12 protein-coding genes and 1 pseudogene are annotated in these 16,470 nt (G+C 74.0%); 9 read left to right on the top strand and 4 right to left on the bottom strand.

Annotated features, from left to right (window positions below):
• Window position 1: 1 nt before the first annotated feature.
• Window positions 2–2,188, top strand: coding sequence for an OmpL47-type beta-barrel domain-containing protein (locus ACF1AG_RS29320; protein WP_391810676.1), 2,187 nt, complete (start codon window positions 2–4; stop codon window positions 2,186–2,188).
• Between the two features lie 25 nt (window positions 2,189–2,213).
• Here ACF1AG_RS29320 and ligD read toward each other — a convergent pair whose 3' ends face one another.
• Window positions 2,214–3,236, bottom strand: a complete 1,023-nt coding sequence (gene ligD, locus ACF1AG_RS29315) for a non-homologous end-joining DNA ligase (protein WP_391810652.1) — start codon at window positions 3,234–3,236, stop codon at window positions 2,214–2,216.
• 189 nt (window positions 3,237–3,425) lie between these two features.
• On the opposite strand from ligD, the gene ACF1AG_RS29310 reads away from it, so the two are divergent.
• The gene (locus ACF1AG_RS29310; RefSeq protein ID WP_387797478.1) at window positions 3,426–4,493 is read left to right on the top strand and encodes an ATP-dependent DNA ligase; all 1,068 of its coding nucleotides are present in this window, start codon (window positions 3,426–3,428) and stop codon (window positions 4,491–4,493) included.
• Between the two features lie 16 nt (window positions 4,494–4,509).
• On the opposite strand, the gene ACF1AG_RS29305 is transcribed toward ACF1AG_RS29310, so the two are convergent.
• Window positions 4,510–5,700, bottom strand: a complete 1,191-nt coding sequence (locus tag ACF1AG_RS29305) for a zinc-dependent alcohol dehydrogenase (protein WP_387797477.1) — start codon at window positions 5,698–5,700, stop codon at window positions 4,510–4,512.
• A 217-nt stretch (window positions 5,701–5,917) separates the two neighbouring features.
• On the opposite strand from ACF1AG_RS29305, the gene ACF1AG_RS29300 reads away from it, so the two are divergent.
• Complete coding sequence (locus ACF1AG_RS29300) at window positions 5,918–6,907, top strand: DUF3048 domain-containing protein (protein ID WP_391810651.1); 990 nt, start codon at window positions 5,918–5,920, stop codon at window positions 6,905–6,907.
• 9 nt (window positions 6,908–6,916) lie between these two features.
• Here the strand turns inward: ACF1AG_RS29300 and ACF1AG_RS29295 are convergent, their stop codons facing one another.
• Window positions 6,917–7,378: a MarR family winged helix-turn-helix transcriptional regulator gene (locus tag ACF1AG_RS29295; protein ID WP_387797473.1), complete on the bottom strand. Its 462-nt coding sequence runs from the start codon at window positions 7,376–7,378 to the stop codon at window positions 6,917–6,919.
• 132 nt (window positions 7,379–7,510) lie between these two features.
• Between ACF1AG_RS29295 and pcaH the strand changes: the two genes are divergently transcribed.
• From pcaH to ACF1AG_RS29270, 5 genes are all read left to right on the top strand, one after another.
• Entirely contained in the window at window positions 7,511–8,299 is a 789-nt protein-coding gene (pcaH, locus tag ACF1AG_RS29290; RefSeq protein WP_391810650.1) for a protocatechuate 3,4-dioxygenase subunit beta, read from the top strand.
• Window positions 8,296–8,901: a protocatechuate 3,4-dioxygenase subunit alpha gene (gene pcaG / locus ACF1AG_RS29285; RefSeq protein WP_391810649.1), complete on the top strand. Its 606-nt coding sequence runs from the start codon at window positions 8,296–8,298 to the stop codon at window positions 8,899–8,901. Before pcaH ends, pcaG begins: the two co-directional genes overlap by 4 nt.
• Window positions 8,898–10,229 (top strand): 3-carboxy-cis,cis-muconate cycloisomerase, encoded by a 1,332-nt coding sequence (gene pcaB, locus ACF1AG_RS29280; RefSeq protein WP_391810648.1) that lies wholly within the window; start codon window positions 8,898–8,900, stop codon window positions 10,227–10,229. Before pcaG ends, pcaB begins: the two co-directional genes overlap by 4 nt.
• Window positions 10,226–11,347: a 4-carboxymuconolactone decarboxylase gene (gene pcaC, locus ACF1AG_RS29275; protein WP_391810647.1), complete on the top strand. Its 1,122-nt coding sequence runs from the start codon at window positions 10,226–10,228 to the stop codon at window positions 11,345–11,347. The genes pcaB and pcaC overlap by 4 nt, the downstream gene beginning before the upstream one ends.
• A 154-nt stretch (window positions 11,348–11,501) precedes the next feature.
• Entirely contained in the window at window positions 11,502–13,040 is a 1,539-nt protein-coding gene (locus tag ACF1AG_RS29270; RefSeq protein ID WP_391810675.1) for an MFS transporter, read from the top strand.
• 6 nt (window positions 13,041–13,046) lie between these two features.
• Here ACF1AG_RS29270 and ACF1AG_RS29265 read toward each other — a convergent pair whose 3' ends face one another.
• On the bottom strand, window positions 13,047–15,725 hold the full coding sequence (locus ACF1AG_RS29265; RefSeq protein ID WP_391810646.1) for an ATP-binding protein: 2,679 nt from the start codon (window positions 15,723–15,725) through the stop codon (window positions 13,047–13,049).
• 274 nt (window positions 15,726–15,999) lie between these two features.
• Between ACF1AG_RS29265 and ACF1AG_RS29260 the strand changes: the two are divergent.
• Window positions 16,000–16,119 (top strand): annotated as a pseudogene (locus ACF1AG_RS29260) (DUF2510 domain-containing protein); the annotation flags it as partial.
• Window positions 16,120–16,470 lie beyond the last annotated feature (351 nt).

Genomic DNA, 16,470 nt, shown 5'->3' with positions numbered 1-16,470 from the left:
AGTGTGGGCCGCGCTGCTGGCGGGCCTGATGATGGTGCTCGGCCTCCAGGCGCTGCCCGCCGCCGGGCAGCCGAAGGCCGAGGGCGGCCGCGCGGCGGCCCAGGTTCTCACCTGGACCGCCGGCAACGACATCGACAAGTACCTGTCCGCGCCGGCCACCGCGGTGGCCGGTCCCGCGACGATCGTCTTCGAGAACAGTGAGGCCACCGGCAACACCACCGGCATGCCGCACACCCTGACGTTCGCCACCTCCGACCCGGAGTACAACAGCGACGTCCAGCTGAACATCCTGGCCAACCCGTCCGACGCGCAGGGCGGCCGGCACACCGCCGAGGTGACGCTCACTCCGGGCAGGTACTTCTACCACTGCACCATCCCCGGCCACGGGTCGATGCAGGGCGTGCTGACGGTCACCGAGGGCGGCGGCGAGGACACCACCGCGCCGGAGGCCACGGCGAAGGTGACCGGCACGCAGAACGGCCAGGGCGAGTTCGTCGGGTCCGCGAGCGTGACCCTCGAGGCCACGGACGAGGGGTCGGGCGTCGACCGGATCGAGTACGCGCTCGGTGACGACGACACCTGGCAGCCGTACACCGCCCCGGTCGTGGTCGACCAGGTCGGCACGCACACCCTCCGCTACCGCGCCCTGGACAAGGCGGGCAACGTGTCGGAGGAGAAGAGCGTCGAGTTCACCGTCGTCGCGCCGCCGACGGACGACACCACGCCGCCGGAGACCTCGGCGACCGTGGACGGCGAGAAGAACGCCGACGGCCACTACATCGACATGGCGACGGTCACCGTCACCGCGTCCGACACCGGCTCAGGCGTCAACACCATCGAGTACGCGCTCGGCGCGGACGGCGCCTGGCAGCCGTACTCCGGTCCGGTGATGGTGCACGAGGCGGGCACCCACACCGTCCGCTACCGGGCCACCGACAAGGCGGGCAACGCCGCGGCGGGGAAGAGCGTGGAGTTCACGGTCGTCGCCGCTCCCCCGCAGGACACCACCCCGCCCACCACCGGTGTCACCGTGCAGGGCACGAAGAACTCCGACGGCGCCTACGTCGGCCGCGCCACGGTGACGGTCAGCGCCGACGACGGGCACGGCGGGTCCGGTGTGGCACGCGTCGAGTACTCGCTCGACGCCGGGCCGTACCTGGCATACACCGCGCCCGTGATCGTGGACCGGGCGGGCCGGCACACGCTCGCCTACCGGGCCACCGACGAGGCCGGCAACACCTCCGAGCCGCTCACGGTGAGCTTCACGGTGGTGTCCGGCGGGGTGCCGGCGCCGCCCTGCCCCGAGTACGACGAGCGGCTGACGGTGATCGTCGGCACCGTCGACTCGGGCGTGCCGAACCGCGTCACCAACAACCGCTGCCGGATCGGTGAGCTGATCGAGGACGAGAAGGAGTGGACCTCGCAGGCGCTGTTCCTGAAGCACGTCAGGACGGTGACGGACGCGCTGAGGAAGGAAGGGGTCGTCGACCGGCGCGAGTACCGGGCGGTCAACCAGGCGGCCAAGCAGTCCGGTATCGGCACGCCCGGCCAGACCGAGGGGTACCGCGCCATCCTGGACGGAACCGAGGCGTCGTTCGCCAAGTGGGAGCAGGTGGGCGGAGGTTCCTTCAGCCTGAACCCGGACGGGTCGATCACCTCGGGCACCACCCGGGACGGACTCGGCATGCTGTGGTTCCCGGAGCGCAAGTACGGCGACTTCTCGCTGAAGCTCCAGTGGCGTGACGACGCCCCGGGCACCGGCAACGCCAACGGCGGCGTGTTCGTGCGGTTCCCGCAGATCCACGACCACCCGGAGGAGTCCCGGCCCGAGTGGGCCGCCATCAAGTTCGGGCACGAGATCCAGGCGTTCGACTCGCCCACCGGCGACATGTACAAGACGGGCTCGGTGTACGGCTTCGACCGTGTGGGCCTGGCCGGCGCGGGCGTGACGCAGAAGGGCACCTGGAACGACTACGAGATCCGGGTGGTGGACCAGCACTACGAGGTCTACCGCAACGGCGTGCTGATCAACGAGTTCGACAACATCGGCGGTCTGGACTTCTCCCCGCCGCGCTCGGACGACCCGGGCACGGACGGGCGGCGGTACGCCTCCGGCTACATCGGACTGCAGGTGCACGGCACGACGGACGTCATCTCCTACCGGGACGTGCGGATCAAGGATCTGTGACCGGACGCCCGATGCGCGGGCCGGGTCAGGAGGCCGAGGGTTTCGGCTTCCTGGCCCGGCTCGGCTGTACCCGGCTGGGCTCTCCCGGCATCTTCGGGTACTCGGGCGGGTAGGGCAGGTCGCCGAGGCCGTGGTCCTGCTCGTCGCGGCGGGCCAGCTCCAGCAGGGGTTCCAGGGAGAAGGCGTGGTCGTCCATGTCCGCGTGCACGTCGCCGAGTTCGGCGAAGCGCGCGGGCATCGTCGTGATGTCGAAGTCCTGCGGATGGGCGACGCCCACCTCGTCCCAGCGCAGCGGGGCGGAGACGGGGGCGTGCGGGCGGGGCCGGACCGAGTAGGCGGAGGCGATGGTGCGGTCGCGGGCGGTCTGGTTGTAGTCGATGAAGATGCGCTCCCCGCGCTCCTCCTTCCACCACTTGATGGTCACCTGCTCCGGCATCCGCCGTTCCATCTCACGGCCCACGGCGATGGCCGCGCGGCGGACCTGGGTGAAGGTCCAGCGGGGCTCGATCGGCACGAAGACGTGCAGTCCGCGGCCGCCGGATGTCTTGGGCCAGCCGCGCAGTCCGTACTCGTCGAGGACGGCGCGCAGTTCACGGGCGGCGCGGGCCGCGTCGTCGTAGTCGGTGCCGGGCTGCGGGTCGAGATCGATGCGCAGTTCGTCGGGGTGGTCGACGTCCGTGCGGCGCACCGGCCAGGGGTGGAAGGTGAGCGTGCCGTACTGGGCCGCCCACACCACGGCGCCCTCCTCGGTGGGACACATCTCGTCGGCGCTGCGCCCGCTGGGGAAGGTGATGTGGGCGGTGGGGATCCAGTCGGGCATGCTCTTGGGGGCGCGCTTCTGGTAGAACCACTCGCCCTCGACGCCGTCCGGGTAGCGCTGGAGGGTGGTGGGGCGTTCGCGCAGGGCGCGCAGGATGCCGGGGGCGACCGCCTGGTAGTAGCGGGCGACGTCCAGCTTGGTGTAGCCGCGCTCCGGGAAGAACACCTTGTCCGGGCTGGACAGCCGCACCGTCCGGCCGGCGACCTCCAGCTCCACCGCATCACCCATGCGGCCACGGTAGGCGCGGGGACCCGGGCCCGCACACCGAGCGCGACCGCCCCGGCGCCCCGAAGGGGCGCGGGGAACCGCGCGACTTGCCACCGAGGGGCCGCGCCCGGCCCACGACAAGGCGCCGCAGGCCGCGACGATGCCGCGTCTCGAGGCGCGGAGCACCGTGTCCGTCCTTACAGTCGAGCCATGGACCTCCCGGTGATGCCGCCCGTCAAGCCGATGCTCGCCAAGTCGGTGGCGAAGATCCCGCCGGGTATGCAGTACGAGGCGAAGTGGGACGGCTTCCGGGCGATCGTGTTCCGGGACGGCGACGAGGTGGAGCTGGGCAGCCGTACGGGCAAGCCGCTCACCCGTTACTTCCCCGAGCTGGTCGAGGCGCTGCGGGAGCGGCTGCCCGAGCGGTGCGTGGTGGACGGGGAGATCGTCGTCGCCCGCGAAGGGCACCTGGACTTCGACGCGCTGACCGAGCGCATCCATCCCGCGGACTCCCGGGTGCGGACGCTCGCCGAGCGGACCCCGGCGTCGTTCGTGGCGTTCGACCTGTTGGCCCTCGCGGACGAGTCGCTGCTGGACGTGCCGCTCACCGACCGGCGGAAGCTGCTGGTGCGGGCGCTGCGGGACGTCACCCCGCCGGTGCACGTGGCGCCGGCGACCACGGACGTCGAGGTGGCGCAGGGCTGGTTCGAGCAGTACGAGGGGGCGGGTCTGGACGGGGTGGTGGCCAAGCCTCTCGACCTGCCGTACCGGCAGGACGAGAGGGCCATGTTCAAGATCAAGCACGAGCGCACGGCGGACGTGGTGGTCGCCGGGTACCGGCTGCACAAGAGCGGCCCGGTGGTGGGCTCGCTGCTCCTCGGTCTGTACGACGCTCAGGGCGCCCTCCAGCACGTGGGCGTGTCGGCCGCCTTCCCGATGAAACGGCGGGCCGAGCTGGTGGAGGAGCTCGAGCCGCTGCGGCTGGAGGACGTGTCGGACCATCCGTGGGCGGCCTGGGCGGACGAGGCGGCGCACGCGTCGGCGCGGCTGCCCGGCGCCCCGAGCCGCTGGACGGGCAAGAAGGACCTGTCGTGGGTGCCGCTGCGGCCGGAGCGGGTGGCGGAGGTCGCGTACGACCACATGGAGAACGGGCAGCGCTTCCGGCACACTGCCCGTTTCCGCCGCTGGCGCCCCGACCGCACCCCGGAGAGCTGCACGTACGCGCAACTGGAGGAGCCGGTCCGCTACGACCTCGCCGAGATCCTCGGCGGGCCGTGAGCGGAGGGGCCGCCGGTCAGGGCTGGAACAGCACCTTGACCGCGCCGTCCCGCTTCTTCTGGAACATGTCGTAGGCCTCGGGGGCCTCGGCCAGGGACACGCGGTGGGTCGCGAAGTCGTCGACGCCCAGCGGGTCCTCGTCGGTGAGGTAGGGGATGATCTCGTCGCTCCAGCGGCGCACGTTGGCCTGGCCCATGCGCATCTGCACCTGCTTGTCGAACAGGGTCAGCATGGGCATCGGGTCCGCCATGCCGCCGTAGACGCCGGACAGCGAGATGGTGCCCCCGCGGCGTACCAGGTCGATGGCGGTGTAGAGGGCGGCGAGCCGGTCGACGCTGAAGCGTTCCGCCATCGGGCCGCTGATCTTGCGGGGCAGCAGCGCCGAGGCGTTCTGCACCATGCGGGCCGCCGCGCTGCCGTGCGCCTCGGTGCCGACGGCGTCGATCACGGCGTCGGGGCCCCGGCCGTCGGTCTGGTCGCGGATCGCCTCGACGAGTTCCTTCTCGTCGTCGAAGGAGCGCAGGTCGAAGGTCTCCACACCGCGCGCCTTGGCCCGCCGCAGCCGTTCCGGGACCAGGTCCACGCCGAACACCCGCCCTGCGCCCTGGACCTGGGCGATCCGGCAGGCCATGTCGCCGATGGGGCCGAGGCCGAGCACCGCGACGCTGCCGCCCTTGGGGACCTCGGCGTAGGCGACGGCCTGCCAGGCGGTGGGCAGCACGTCGGAGAGGTAGACGAAGCGGTCGTCCGCCGGGCCCTCCGGCACCTTGATGGGGCCGTACTGGGCCTGCGGCACCCGCAGGTACTCGGCCTGGGCGCCGGGCACCGCGCCGTACAGCCGGGTGTAGCCGAACAGGGCCGCGCCCATGCCCTCGGCGGTGACCTGTGTGGTCTCGCACTGGGTGGGCAGCCCGGTCAGGCACATCCAGCAGTTGCCGCAGGCGATCTGGAAGGGCACGACGACCCGGTCGCCGACCTGGAGGTCGGGGACGGCCGCGCCGACCTCCTCCACGATGCCCATCGGTTCGTGCCCGAGGATGTCGCCGGGGGTCATGAACGGGGTGAGCACCTCGTACAGGTGCAGGTCGGATCCGCACAGGCCGCTGGAGGTGATGCGGATGATCGCGTCCGTCGGCTCCTCGATCTTGGGATCGGGGACGGTCTCGACCCGTACGTCCCGCTTCCCCTGCCAGGTCAGTGCCTTCATCGCCGCCTGCTCCCTCCGTGCCGGCCGGTGTGTCACGCCGTGCGGGTCCGTGCGCCGCCCGTGCGGTTGCGTCCGGGTACCCGAGGCGCCGGCCGCCGAACCGCCGATCGCTGGGCCGATCGGCGGACTCCACCGCGCGGAATCCCGGCTGCTCGGCCAGCGGCGTAGACGATCGGAAAAGCGCACAATCGAATCAACGGATGACTGAGGACGGCCGGTGGCGACGGTGGGCACGGAACGAGGGGCACGGCGACGGCGCGGCGGCAGGCGGGCCGGAGTACTGCTGGCCGCCGTGCTGGCGGCAGGACTGGCGGCGGGATGCACGTCGGGCGGCGACGGGGACGACGGACGCGGAACACGGGAGTCACCCACCGCCACGCGGGACGGGGCGGCCCCTCCCGCCCTGGCCGTGAAGATCGACAACGCGCCCGCCGCCCGGCCCCAGTCCGGCCTCGACGCGGCCGACGTGGTCTACGTCGAGCAGGTGGAGGGCGGGCTGAGCCGGCTGATGGCGGTGTACGCCACCCGGCTGCCCGAGTCGGTGGGGCCGGTCCGCAGCGCCCGCGAGTCCGACCTGGAGCTGCTCCGCCAGTTCGACGAGCCGCTGCTCGCCTTCTCCGGCGCCCAGAGCAAGCTGCTGCCGCTGATCGACGAGGCGCCGCTCACCCCCGTGGACCCCGCGTCCGAGGCCGGCGCCTTCGACCGGGACCCCGCCCGGGCGGCGCCGCACAACCTGTTCCTGCGCCCGGACCGGGTCCTGGAGGACCCGCCCGGCGAGTCCGCGCTGACCACCGGCTTCCACGAGGGTCCCGCACCCTCCGGCGGGACGCCCGAGGAGGAGGTCACCGTGCGCTTCCCGGCGGCCCGCTTCACCTTCACCTGGTCGGACGCCGACGGGCGCTGGCAGGTGTCGATGGACGGCTCCCCCGCGACCACCCGGGACGGCGACCGGCTGACGGCGGCCACGGTGGTCGTCCAGGACGTGACCGTGCGCCGGTCCGGCTTCCGCGACTTCCTCGGCAACAACACGCCGTACACGGAGACGGTGGGGTCGGGGAAGGCGACGGTACTGCGCGACGGGCGCGCCCACCCGGCGTCCTGGAGCCGCCCGGCCGCCGAGGACGGCACGTCCCTCACCACGCCGGACGGCGACCCGGTGAACGTCGCGCCGGGACCGGTGTGGGTCCTGCTGACGTCCGCGCGCTGAGCGTCCGCGTCAGCGCGCGGCGGCGGGCCGGTCCGGGTCGCGGAGCGTCTCGGCGGCGTCGGCCACCCGCCGGATCAGGTCGATGAACACATCTCGCTCGTCGGGGCCGAGGGGGGCGAGGAGCACCTGGTTCATGCGCGCGGTGCGCACCGTCAGCTTGCGGTGGACGCGGGCCCCCTCGCCGGTGACCCGCAGCAGGGACCGCCGCCCGTCGCCCGGGTCGCGCACCTTGTCGAGCAGGCCGCGGCGCAGCAGCCGGCCGACGACCTCGGCGATCGTGGAGCGGTCCAGCCCGACCCGCTCCCCCACGGTGCGCTGGTCGAGTCCCGGTTCGGCGACGAGCGTGTTGAGGACGGCGTACTGCGGGGAGGTCGTCTCCTCGGAGACCATGCTGGTCCACAGCAGATGGTGCGCCTGCTGCAGCCGGCGGGCCAGGTGCCCGGGGTGGGTGGTGAGGTCCACGGCGGCCATGCGCGCTCCCGAAGGTCGTCCGCGTACTGAGGGTCTGGCGATGCGGAACAGTACTGGACATGGGAGTCACCCCACCCAATACTCAGTGCGCTGACCGTTTCCAGGTGGACCGACCCTCGGGGAGGGGCTGTCGTGGCCGACGCGCTCACGCAGGCCGGCATCGACCGGGAGATCGCCGCGCGGCGCGCTGCGTACCGGGAGCGCGTCGACGGGGGCGCGCCCGTCGAGCACCATCCGCGCCGTGACTACGCGCCCTACCGGTCCTCGGCGCTGCGGCACCCCAAACGCCCGCCGGTCGCGGTCGACGTGTCGCGGGACCCGGAGCTGGTGGAGCTGTCGTCCCCCGCCTTCGGGGAGCGGGACGTCACCGAGACCGACAGCGACCTGACCCGGCAGCACACCGGGGAGCCGATCGGCGAGCGCATCACCGTCTCCGGGCGGCTGCTGGACCGGGAAGGACGTCCGGTACGCGGCCAGCTCGTGGAGATATGGCAGGCCAACGCGGCCGGACGGTACGCCCATCGCAACGAGCAGCACGACGCGCCGCTCGACCCGAACTTCACCGGCGTGGGCCGCACCCTCACCGACGCCGACGGTCGCTACCGGTTCACCACGATCCGCCCGGGCCCCTACCCGTGGCGCAACCACGTCAACGCCTGGCGACCGGCGCACATCCACTTCTCCGTCTTCGGCTCCGCGTTCACCCAGCGGCTGGTGACGCAGATGTACTTCCCGGACGACCCGCTGTTCCGCTACGACCCGATCCTGCAGTCGGTCACCGACGACGCGGCGCGCCGGCGGCTGATCGCCGCCTACGACCACGACCTGTCCGTGCCGGAGTTCTCCCTCGGTCACCGCTGGGACATCGTGCTCGACGGGCCGAGGGCCACCTGGGCCGAGGAAGGGCGCCGGCCGTCATGACGCAACTCGGCACCGGCGGCACGGGACATCTGCCGCCCACCCCCTCGCACACCGTCGGCCCCTTCTACGGCTACGCGCTGCCCTTCCCCGGCGGCGAGGACGTCGCCCCGCCGGCCCATCCGGACACGGTCACCGTGCACGGGTACGTGTACGACGGCGCGGGGCGGCCGGTGCCCGACGCGCTGCTGGAGGTGTGGGGGCCGGACCCGCACGGGGAGATGCCGCGCGTCGACGGCTCGATGCGGCGCGACCCGGCGAGCGGAGGGTACGCGGGCCGCAACGGCGTGGAGTTCACCGGCTTCGGGCGCATCCAGACCGACGCCGACGGCCACTGGTACGTCCGCACCCTGCGCCCCGGCGCGCGCGGACGGAACGCGCCGTATCTGAGCGTGTGCGTCTTCGCGCGCGGTCTGCTCGTCCACCTGTACACCCGGATCTACCTTCCGGGCGACGCGACGGCGCTGGACGGGGATCCGCTGCTCGCGCGGCTGGAGCGGGAGCGGCGCGACACGCTGGTCGCGGGCGAGGAGGGCTCCGGCACGTACCGTTTCGACATCCGCCTCCAAGGCGAGGACGAGACCGTCTTCCTGGAGTTCCCGTGACAGCAGCCGCAGCAGACACCGGGCTGCTCGCCCCGGGCCGGGCCGCCTCCGCGGCCACCGAGGAGACCGGGGACGCCGCGTATCTGCGGGCCCTGCTCGACGCGGAGGCCGCCCTGACCCGGGCCCAGGCCGCGCTGGGGCTCGCCCCGGAGGCGGCCGCCTCGGCGGTGACGGAGGCCGCCGACCCGCGCCGCTTCGACCTCGCCTCGCTCACCGTGCGCGCCCGGGAGAGCGGCAACCCGGTCGTCCCGCTGGTCGCGGACCTGACCCGGGCGGTGGGTGAGGAGCACGGTCCGTACGTGCACCGGGGGGCGACCAGTCAGGACATCATGGACACGGCGACGATGCTGGTCGCCCGCCGCGTGCTCGCGGTGGTCCTCCCCGATCTGGAGTGCTGCGCGCGGGCGCTGGGCGGACTGGCCGCCGAGCACCGTGACACGCCGATGGCCGGCCGCACGCTCACGCAGCACGCCGTGCCGACGACGTTCGGGCTGAAGGCCGCCGGGTGGCGGTCTCTGGTGCTGGACGCCCGTGACCGGGCGACGGCGGTCCGGGACGCGCTGCCCGCCCAACTCGGCGGTGCGGCCGGAACCCTGGCCGCGTTCACCGCGTACGGCGCCGAGGACTCGACCGCGCCGCCCGCCGCCTACGGCCGTGAACTCGGGCTGCGCGCACCCGCCTTGCCGTGGCACACGCTGCGCACGCCGGTCGCCGACCTCGCCGGGTGCCTGGCGTTCACCGCCGGTGCGCTGGGCAAGGTCGCGGCGGACGTCCTCACCCTGTCCCGCACCGAGATCGCGGAGGTGTCCGAGCGCAGCGGCGGCGGCTCCTCGGCCATGCCCCACAAGGCCAACCCGGTGCGGGCCACGCTGATCGCGGCGGCGGCCCGGCGCGCCCCGCAGCTCGCGGCGACGCTGTACGGCGCGCTGGACGCCGGGGACGAGCGGCCCGCCGGGGCCTGGCACGCGGAGTGGGAGCCGCTGAGGGACCTGCTGCGCCTCGTCGGCGGGGCCGCGCGGGACGCCGCCGAACTCGCCGAGGGACTGCGGGTGCACCCGGAGGCCATGCGCCGCAACCTGGACCTCACGGGCGGCCTCGTGCTGTCGGAGTGGCTGGCCGCGTCGCTCGCACCGGTGCTGGGCCGGACGCGGGCGAAGGAGCTGCTCACGGAGACCGCCCGGCGCGCCCGCGCCGAGGGCCGCCCTCTGGTCGAACTCCTCTCCGCCCAGCCGGAGTTGCGGGGCATGGATCTCGACGCGCTGACCGATCCCGTACGCTGCGCCGGAGCCGCCGGTCTCCTCACCGACCGTGCACTGGAGCGGCGTTGACCGACACCCTGCTCGACCACCGTGTCGAGGGCCCCGCCTCGGCGCCTCCGCTGTTCCTCGGGCCCTCCCTCGGCACCTCCTACGCGCTGTGGGACGCGGTGGCGCCGGAGCTTGCCGTCACCCACCGCACCGTGCGCTGGAACCTGCCCGGCCACGGCGGGGCGGACCCCGGGCTCGTCGGTCCCGGCGCGACCGTGGGCGACCTGGCGGACCTGGTGCTGGCGCTCGCCGACGCGCTGGGCGTCGAGCGGTTCGCCTACGCGGGTGTCTCCCTCGGCGGGGCGGTGGGGCTGCATCTCGCGGTGCACCATCCGCACCGGCTGTCGTCCCTGGCCGTGATCTGCTCCTCCGCCCGCTTCGGCGCCCCGGAGCAATGGCGGGAGCGGGCGGCCACGGTACGGGGCGGGGGGCTCGCGGACCTGGCCGCGAACGCCGACGCCCGCTGGTTCACCCCCGGGTTCACCGTGCCGCGGCTGGTGCGGGACCACCGGGACGCCGATCCGGGCGCGTACGCGGCCTGCTGCGACGCCCTCGCCGTGTTCGATCTGCGGGGCCGGCTGGCGGGGGTCCCCGTGCCGACGCTCGCCGTGGCCGGCCGGGACGACCCGGCGACGCCGCCCGCGCATCTGCGGGAGATCGCGGACGCGGTGCCGGACGCCTCCCTCGTGGAGATCCCCGGCGCCTCGCACCTGGCGGTCGCGCAGTGTCCGGAGGCCGTCCTCACGGCGCTGCGGGCGCACCTGCGAGGGCACGCCGGCCTCGGGACGGCCGTGCGCCGTGAGGTCCTGGGGGACGCGCACGTGGACCGGGCACAGGCCCGTCAGACACCGTTCGCCGCCCGCTTCCAGGACCTCATCTCCCGCTACGCCTGGGGCGAGATCTGGACCGACCCGACACTCACCCGCCGTGAGCGCAGCATGGTCACGCTGACCGCGCTGGTGGCACGCGGCCATCAAGAGGAGCTGGCGCTGCACGTGCGGGCGGCCCGGCGCAACGGGCTGACTCCGGAGGAGATCGGCGCGGTGCTGCTGCAGACGGCCGTCTACTGCGGGGTCCCGGCGGCCAACACGGCGTTCGCCGTCGCGCAACGGGTGCTCGACGAGGAGGACGAGAGCTAGCGGTGGTCGGCCCGCGCCCGCGTGGCCGTCTCCGGATGCACCGCCGATCCGACGGGCGCAGAGTGGACGCGTGAGTGGAAGGCCTACCGAACCGGGCGGGAGCACCCCGCGTGCCGGTCACGACGCCGCCTCCCAGCCGCTGGCGCTCGCGGCGATGATGTGCGCGGTGGCGATGACCTTCATCGACCAGACGATCGTGTCGATCGCCGCCCCCGACATCGTGTCGGAACTCGGCCTGTCCGCCTCGGGCATGCAGTGGGTGATCAACGCCTATCTGCTGTCCCTGGCGGCCTTCTTCGCTCTCGGCGGGCGCCTCGCCGATCTCTGGGGTCCGCGCCGGGTCGTCATCGCGGGCACCGTGGTCTTCGTCGTCTCCTCGGTGCTGTGCGGCTGCGTGCCCGACGACGGCTACGCGCTGCCCTGGCTCGTCGTCTTCCGCGCCACCCAGGGCCTCGGCGCCGCGCTGCTCTTCCCCGCCGCGCTCGCCGTGGTCGTCGCGGTGTTCCCCGTGGAGCGGCGGGGCCGCGCCCTCGCCCTCTTCTTCGGCCTCACCGGCGCCCTGACGGCCCTGGGGCCGCTGCTCGGCGGCTGGTTGACGGCCTGGACCTGGCGCGCGGTCTTCTGGGTGAACGTCCCCGTCGCGGTCGTCGCGCTGGTCCTCACCGTGCTCGCCCGGATCTCCGACCGGCGACGCAAGGAGCCGCTGGACGTCACGGGCGCCCTGCTGATCGTCGCCGGCATGGGTCTGAGCGTCCTCGGCTTCCAGCAGGCGTCGGCGTGGGGCTGGGACAGCGCGTGGACCTGGCTGTGCATCGCGGGCGGCCTCGCCGTGCTCGCCGTGTTCTGCCGTTACGAACTGCGCCAGCAGCACCCCCTGGTCGACCTGGCCGTCTTCCGCAGCCGCGCCTTCACCGTGGACGCGCTGGTGCTCTTCTTCGCCATGCTGGCGTTCGTCCCCGTCTTCTTCTTCGCCTCGGTCTACGCCCAGGTCTCCCTCAGCGCCTCGCCCAACCAGGCCGCGCTGTACCTGCTGTACTTCTTCGCCGGGTTCGCCCTCGCCTCCCAGTGGGGTGGACGCATCCTCGACAAGCAGGGTCCCCGTCCGGCCCTGCGGCTCGGCTGTGCCGTCGGCGCCGCCGGCTTCGCCCTCTGGGCAGGCAAGCTCACCGACCTCTCCATGCACGACCAGTGGCCCTACGTCGCGCTGGCGGGCGCGGGCATCGGGTTCATCCTGGCGCCGGCCTCGACGGAAGCCGTCAACCGCGCGATCGACGCCTCTTACGGTGAGGTCACGGGCATCACGCAGACGGTCCGCAACTACGCGGCGAGCGTGGGCCTGGCCGTGTTCGGCACGGTTCTGACGCACACGATGACCGACCGGGTCACCGAGACTCTCCGCGGCAGCGGCGTCCCGCCGGACGCGCGGCCGTCCGTCGCCCGCGACATCACCGAGGCCGTCACCGGCCACGCGGACGAGCGCACGCCCACCGGCGGCGACGCGACGGCGACGGCGATGCGGGAGGCGATGCCCGCGATCCGCATGGACTTCGCCGAGGCCAACCAGTGGGTCTTCTACGGCATGGCGATCGCCCTCGGCATCGGCTACTTCTGCGCTCTGCGGCACCCGGGAGGCCGGGCGGCCGAGGCGACGCCGGCAGACGGCCGGCAGACGCAGCACGCGCCCAGTGCGTGACGGGCCCTAGCGGCGTCCGACACCCGTGGCCAGTTCGGCGCGGGCCCGCTCCGCCAGGCCGTCCGCGCCGCAGGAGCGGGCCAGCGCCTCTCCCCGCTCCAGGTCGGGCAGGGAACGGGCGAGGACGCCGTACTCGATGCGGGCGGCGGCGTGCTCGTACTGGCAGGGCGAGGACTCCAGGTAGGTGACCGCCTGACCCGCGAGACGGACCGCGCGCTGCCCGGTGTCCAGGGCGGCCGCCACCCTCAGCGCCTCTCCTATCGCCGTGTCCGTGCCGAGACGTTCGGCGCGGCGGCGGACGTCGACGGCGAGCCGGGCCGCTCGGGCGGGATCCTCGGTGGCGAGGGCGCGGGCCAGGTCGGCGGCGGCGAAGACGTGCACCGGGTTGAGGTGGCCGCGCGCGGCGGCGGCCTTCTCCGCCGCCTCCAGTTCGTTGACGCCCTCCTTGGTGCGGCCCACGGCGAGCAGCAGCCGGCCGCGCACGGAGCGCGGGTCGGGCAGCACGACGGTGGACGGGTAGGGCGGCGCGAACCCGTGCCGTTCGGCCATGGCCCACGCCTCCTCGACGTGGCCGCGGGCGAGTAGCGTGTCGACGAGGTTGCAGGTGGCCGTCCAGTACAACGGCAGTCCCCGGCCGACGCGTTCGGCGAGGCGCAGCGACTCGCGCAGGGAGTTCTCCGCCGCCTCCAGTCTGCCGCGCCTGCGGTGGGCGAGACCGACGTAGGCGTGGGCGAGGACCAGGTGGCCACCGCCCCAGCCTGCCGTGTCGTACGCCTGGAGCGCCTCGCTGTAGAGGGCTTCGGCGCGGTCGAGTCGGTCGGTGTAGGCGTACGAGCCGGCCAGCATCAGCAGCAGTTCGACGCCCCACTCGCCGTCCGTCCAGCCGAGGCCGGGGGCGAGGCGGCCGTTGACCAGGGCGCGGTCGCAGATCTCGGCGATCTCCTCGGCGTTCTCGCCGCGCATCATGGCGTCGAAGCCGCGCAGGATGAGCAGCGCGCGCTCGGCGTTGTCGCGGCCGGTGCAGGTGGCGGCGAGCTCGGCGAGGCGTTCGGAGCGGCCGGGGGTGAGGGACTCGCCGGCGTGCACGCCCTCCCACATGAACTGCACGGCCTGGAGCCGCATCCGGGTCGGTCCTGGCGGCATCCTCGCGGCCTCCGCCTCGACCGTGCGGACGGCTTCCTCCATCTGGTCGTTGTGCAGCAGTGCCTGGGAGAGGCGGATCACGGCGTCCACCCGCCGGTCGCCGTCCAGGCCGGGCATGCCGAGAGCGGTGCGCAGATGGCCGATGGTGCGGGCGGGCGCGGTGAGGAAGGTGGCGCAGCCCAGTTCGTGGAGGACGTGCGCGTGCACCTCGGGGCGGGGCGGCTCCTCCAGGGCTCGTTCCAGGCAGCGGCGGGCGGCGTCCGGCGCGCCGACGGCGAGGTGTTCGCGGGCGGCCTCGCGCAGCTGCCAGACGAGTTCCTCGTCGTCGTCCGGGTGGACCTCGAGGAGGTGCCGGGCGGCCGCGGCGGCGCCGCGCCCGGAGTCGGTGACGATACGGGCCGCGATGCCGTGCATGGCGCGGCGCAGGGCGTCCGGGACGGAGTTGTAGACGGCGGTCGCGATCAGCGGGTGCACGAACTCCAGCTCGGCGGGTCCGGCGGACGCCGGGTCGCGCACCGTCAGGATGCGGGCGCCGCGGAGGCGTTCGGCGCAGCGGACCGCCTCGTCGGGGCCGAGCGTGGCGAGCTGGGCCACCAGGTCGACCGTGATGCCGTCGCCGAGGATGGCGGCCGCCCAGGCGAACCGGGTGGCGTCTATGCCGAGTTCCTCCAGGCGGGCGACGAGGCCGCCGCCGCGGGCGGAGCGGTTCAGCTCACGCAGTTCGCCCGCGTGGGCCTCGACCGGGTCCAGCTCGGTGTCCTGCACCTTGGCGAGGAGCTCGACCGTCTCGTACGGGTTGCCTCCTGTGACGGCCCACACCTCGCGGCAGAACGCGGCGTCCGCGTTCTCCCCGAGCGCGGCGCGGGTGAGTCCGGTCGCCGCCTCGGGGGTGAGGGCGCTGAGGTTGGTGACGGGGCGTCCGGCCGCCTCGGCGACGGCGTCCAGGTGACGGGCGCTCACCCCGGTGATCTCGCCGGGGCGGCGGGCGACGACGACCAGCACCGACAGGTCGGCGAGGCGTTCGGCGAACACGGCGAGCCAGTACAGGGTCTCCTGGTCGGCCCAGTGGGCGTCGTCGACGAGCAGCACCAGCGGCCAGTCGCGGCGGGCCAGCCGGCGGACCGCGGCGACCAGACCTTCGCACACACCCTGCGGGTCGGCCTGTCCCTCGCCGGGGTCGGCTATGCCGAGGGCGGGGCCGGCGATGCCGTACCAGTCGCCCAGGTACTCGCGGGCCTCCTCCGGCAGCATCGACACCAGGGCGGGCTGGAGGAGTTGGCGCACCACGTTGAACGGCACGGTGCGCAGGGTCTCGCCGCCGCGGGCGGACCAGACGGTGCAGCCGCGCCGTTCGGCGATGCGGCGGGTCTCGGCGAGCAGGGCGGTCTTGCCGAGACCCGCCTCGCCGCGCAGCACCAGCAGGGTGCCGGGCGAGTGGCGGTCGGCGCACAGGACGTCGACGGCCTCCGCGATGGCGGCGAGTTCCTCGTCGCGCTCCCACAGGGCGGCCGAGGGTGCCGCCGGGGGCCGTACCTCCGTCATCCCGCTACCTCCCCGAGTCGCCCGAATGACGTACGGGACCCGAGCGTAGTCCTCCGCCCGGCCGAGCGGAGCCCGGTCGCGCCACGTGTTGCCGTGACGAGTGACACCGGTCGCCGCGAGTCGACGCGGTCCGCCCCTCACCAGGGACCTGTCGGTCAACACCTGTCCTCTTCCGACCCGTTGACGGCGCACGCGCCGTACCGGTAAAGGGCCGCTCCGCCTCGACCGCGGACTCTCTCATCCGCCTTTCACCGACGCCTCATACGGTGGGAACATGACGCAGGTGACTCCCGCCGGGTGGTACCCGGACCCCGGACAGAAGCACGACGGCCCGCCGACGGAGCGGTGGTGGGACGGCACGGCCTGGACGGCGCGTGTCCGGAGGACGGGTACGGCCGCTCCGGCGACGCCGGACGCGGGTGCCGCCGCGGGGCGGGCGGACGGGGCTCCCGGGCAGCGCGCCGGAGACGACGGCCCCGCGGGGCGGGCGGATGCGGGAGAGGCGGGCGCCGGGCGCGCCGGTGCCGCGGGGCCGGCAGGCACGGGGCACACCGCCGCAGGGCAGGTTGATGCGGACGACGCCCCTGCCGGGCGGGCGGAAGCGGGGCGAGCTGTCGACGGCCGGGCCGATGCGGGGTCGACGGCCGCCGGTCAGGCCGACGCGACGCAGACGGACGGGCAGCAGGCCGATGCCGGTCGGGGGACCGAGGGCCGGCTCGACGCCGGAGAGGCGGCCGCGGGTCAG

It is taken from the genome of Streptomyces sp. NPDC014764 (assembly GCF_043082785.1).
In the GTDB taxonomy this organism is placed as follows: Bacteria; Actinomycetota; Actinomycetes; order Streptomycetales; family Streptomycetaceae; genus Streptomyces; species Streptomyces althioticus.
This window is presented reverse-complemented; position numbering and strand designations above follow the sequence as displayed.

Coding starts and splice junctions, on each gene's coding strand:
- pcaG (WP_391810649.1), top strand. CDS start 8,296: ATGACGCAACTCGGCACCGGCGGCACGGGACATCTGCCGCCCACCCCC.
- ACF1AG_RS29310 (WP_387797478.1), top strand. CDS start 3,426: ATGGACCTCCCGGTGATGCCGCCCGTCAAGCCGATGCTCGCCAAGTCG.
- ACF1AG_RS29295 (WP_387797473.1), bottom strand. CDS start 7,378: ATGGCCGCCGTGGACCTCACCACCCACCCCGGGCACCTGGCCCGCCGG.
- ACF1AG_RS29265 (WP_391810646.1), bottom strand. CDS start 15,725: ATGACGGAGGTACGGCCCCCGGCGGCACCCTCGGCCGCCCTGTGGGAG.
- ACF1AG_RS29305 (WP_387797477.1), bottom strand. CDS start 5,700: ATGAAGGCACTGACCTGGCAGGGGAAGCGGGACGTACGGGTCGAGACC.
- ACF1AG_RS29270 (WP_391810675.1), top strand. CDS start 11,502: ATGATGTGCGCGGTGGCGATGACCTTCATCGACCAGACGATCGTGTCG.
- ligD (WP_391810652.1), bottom strand. CDS start 3,236: ATGGGTGATGCGGTGGAGCTGGAGGTCGCCGGCCGGACGGTGCGGCTG.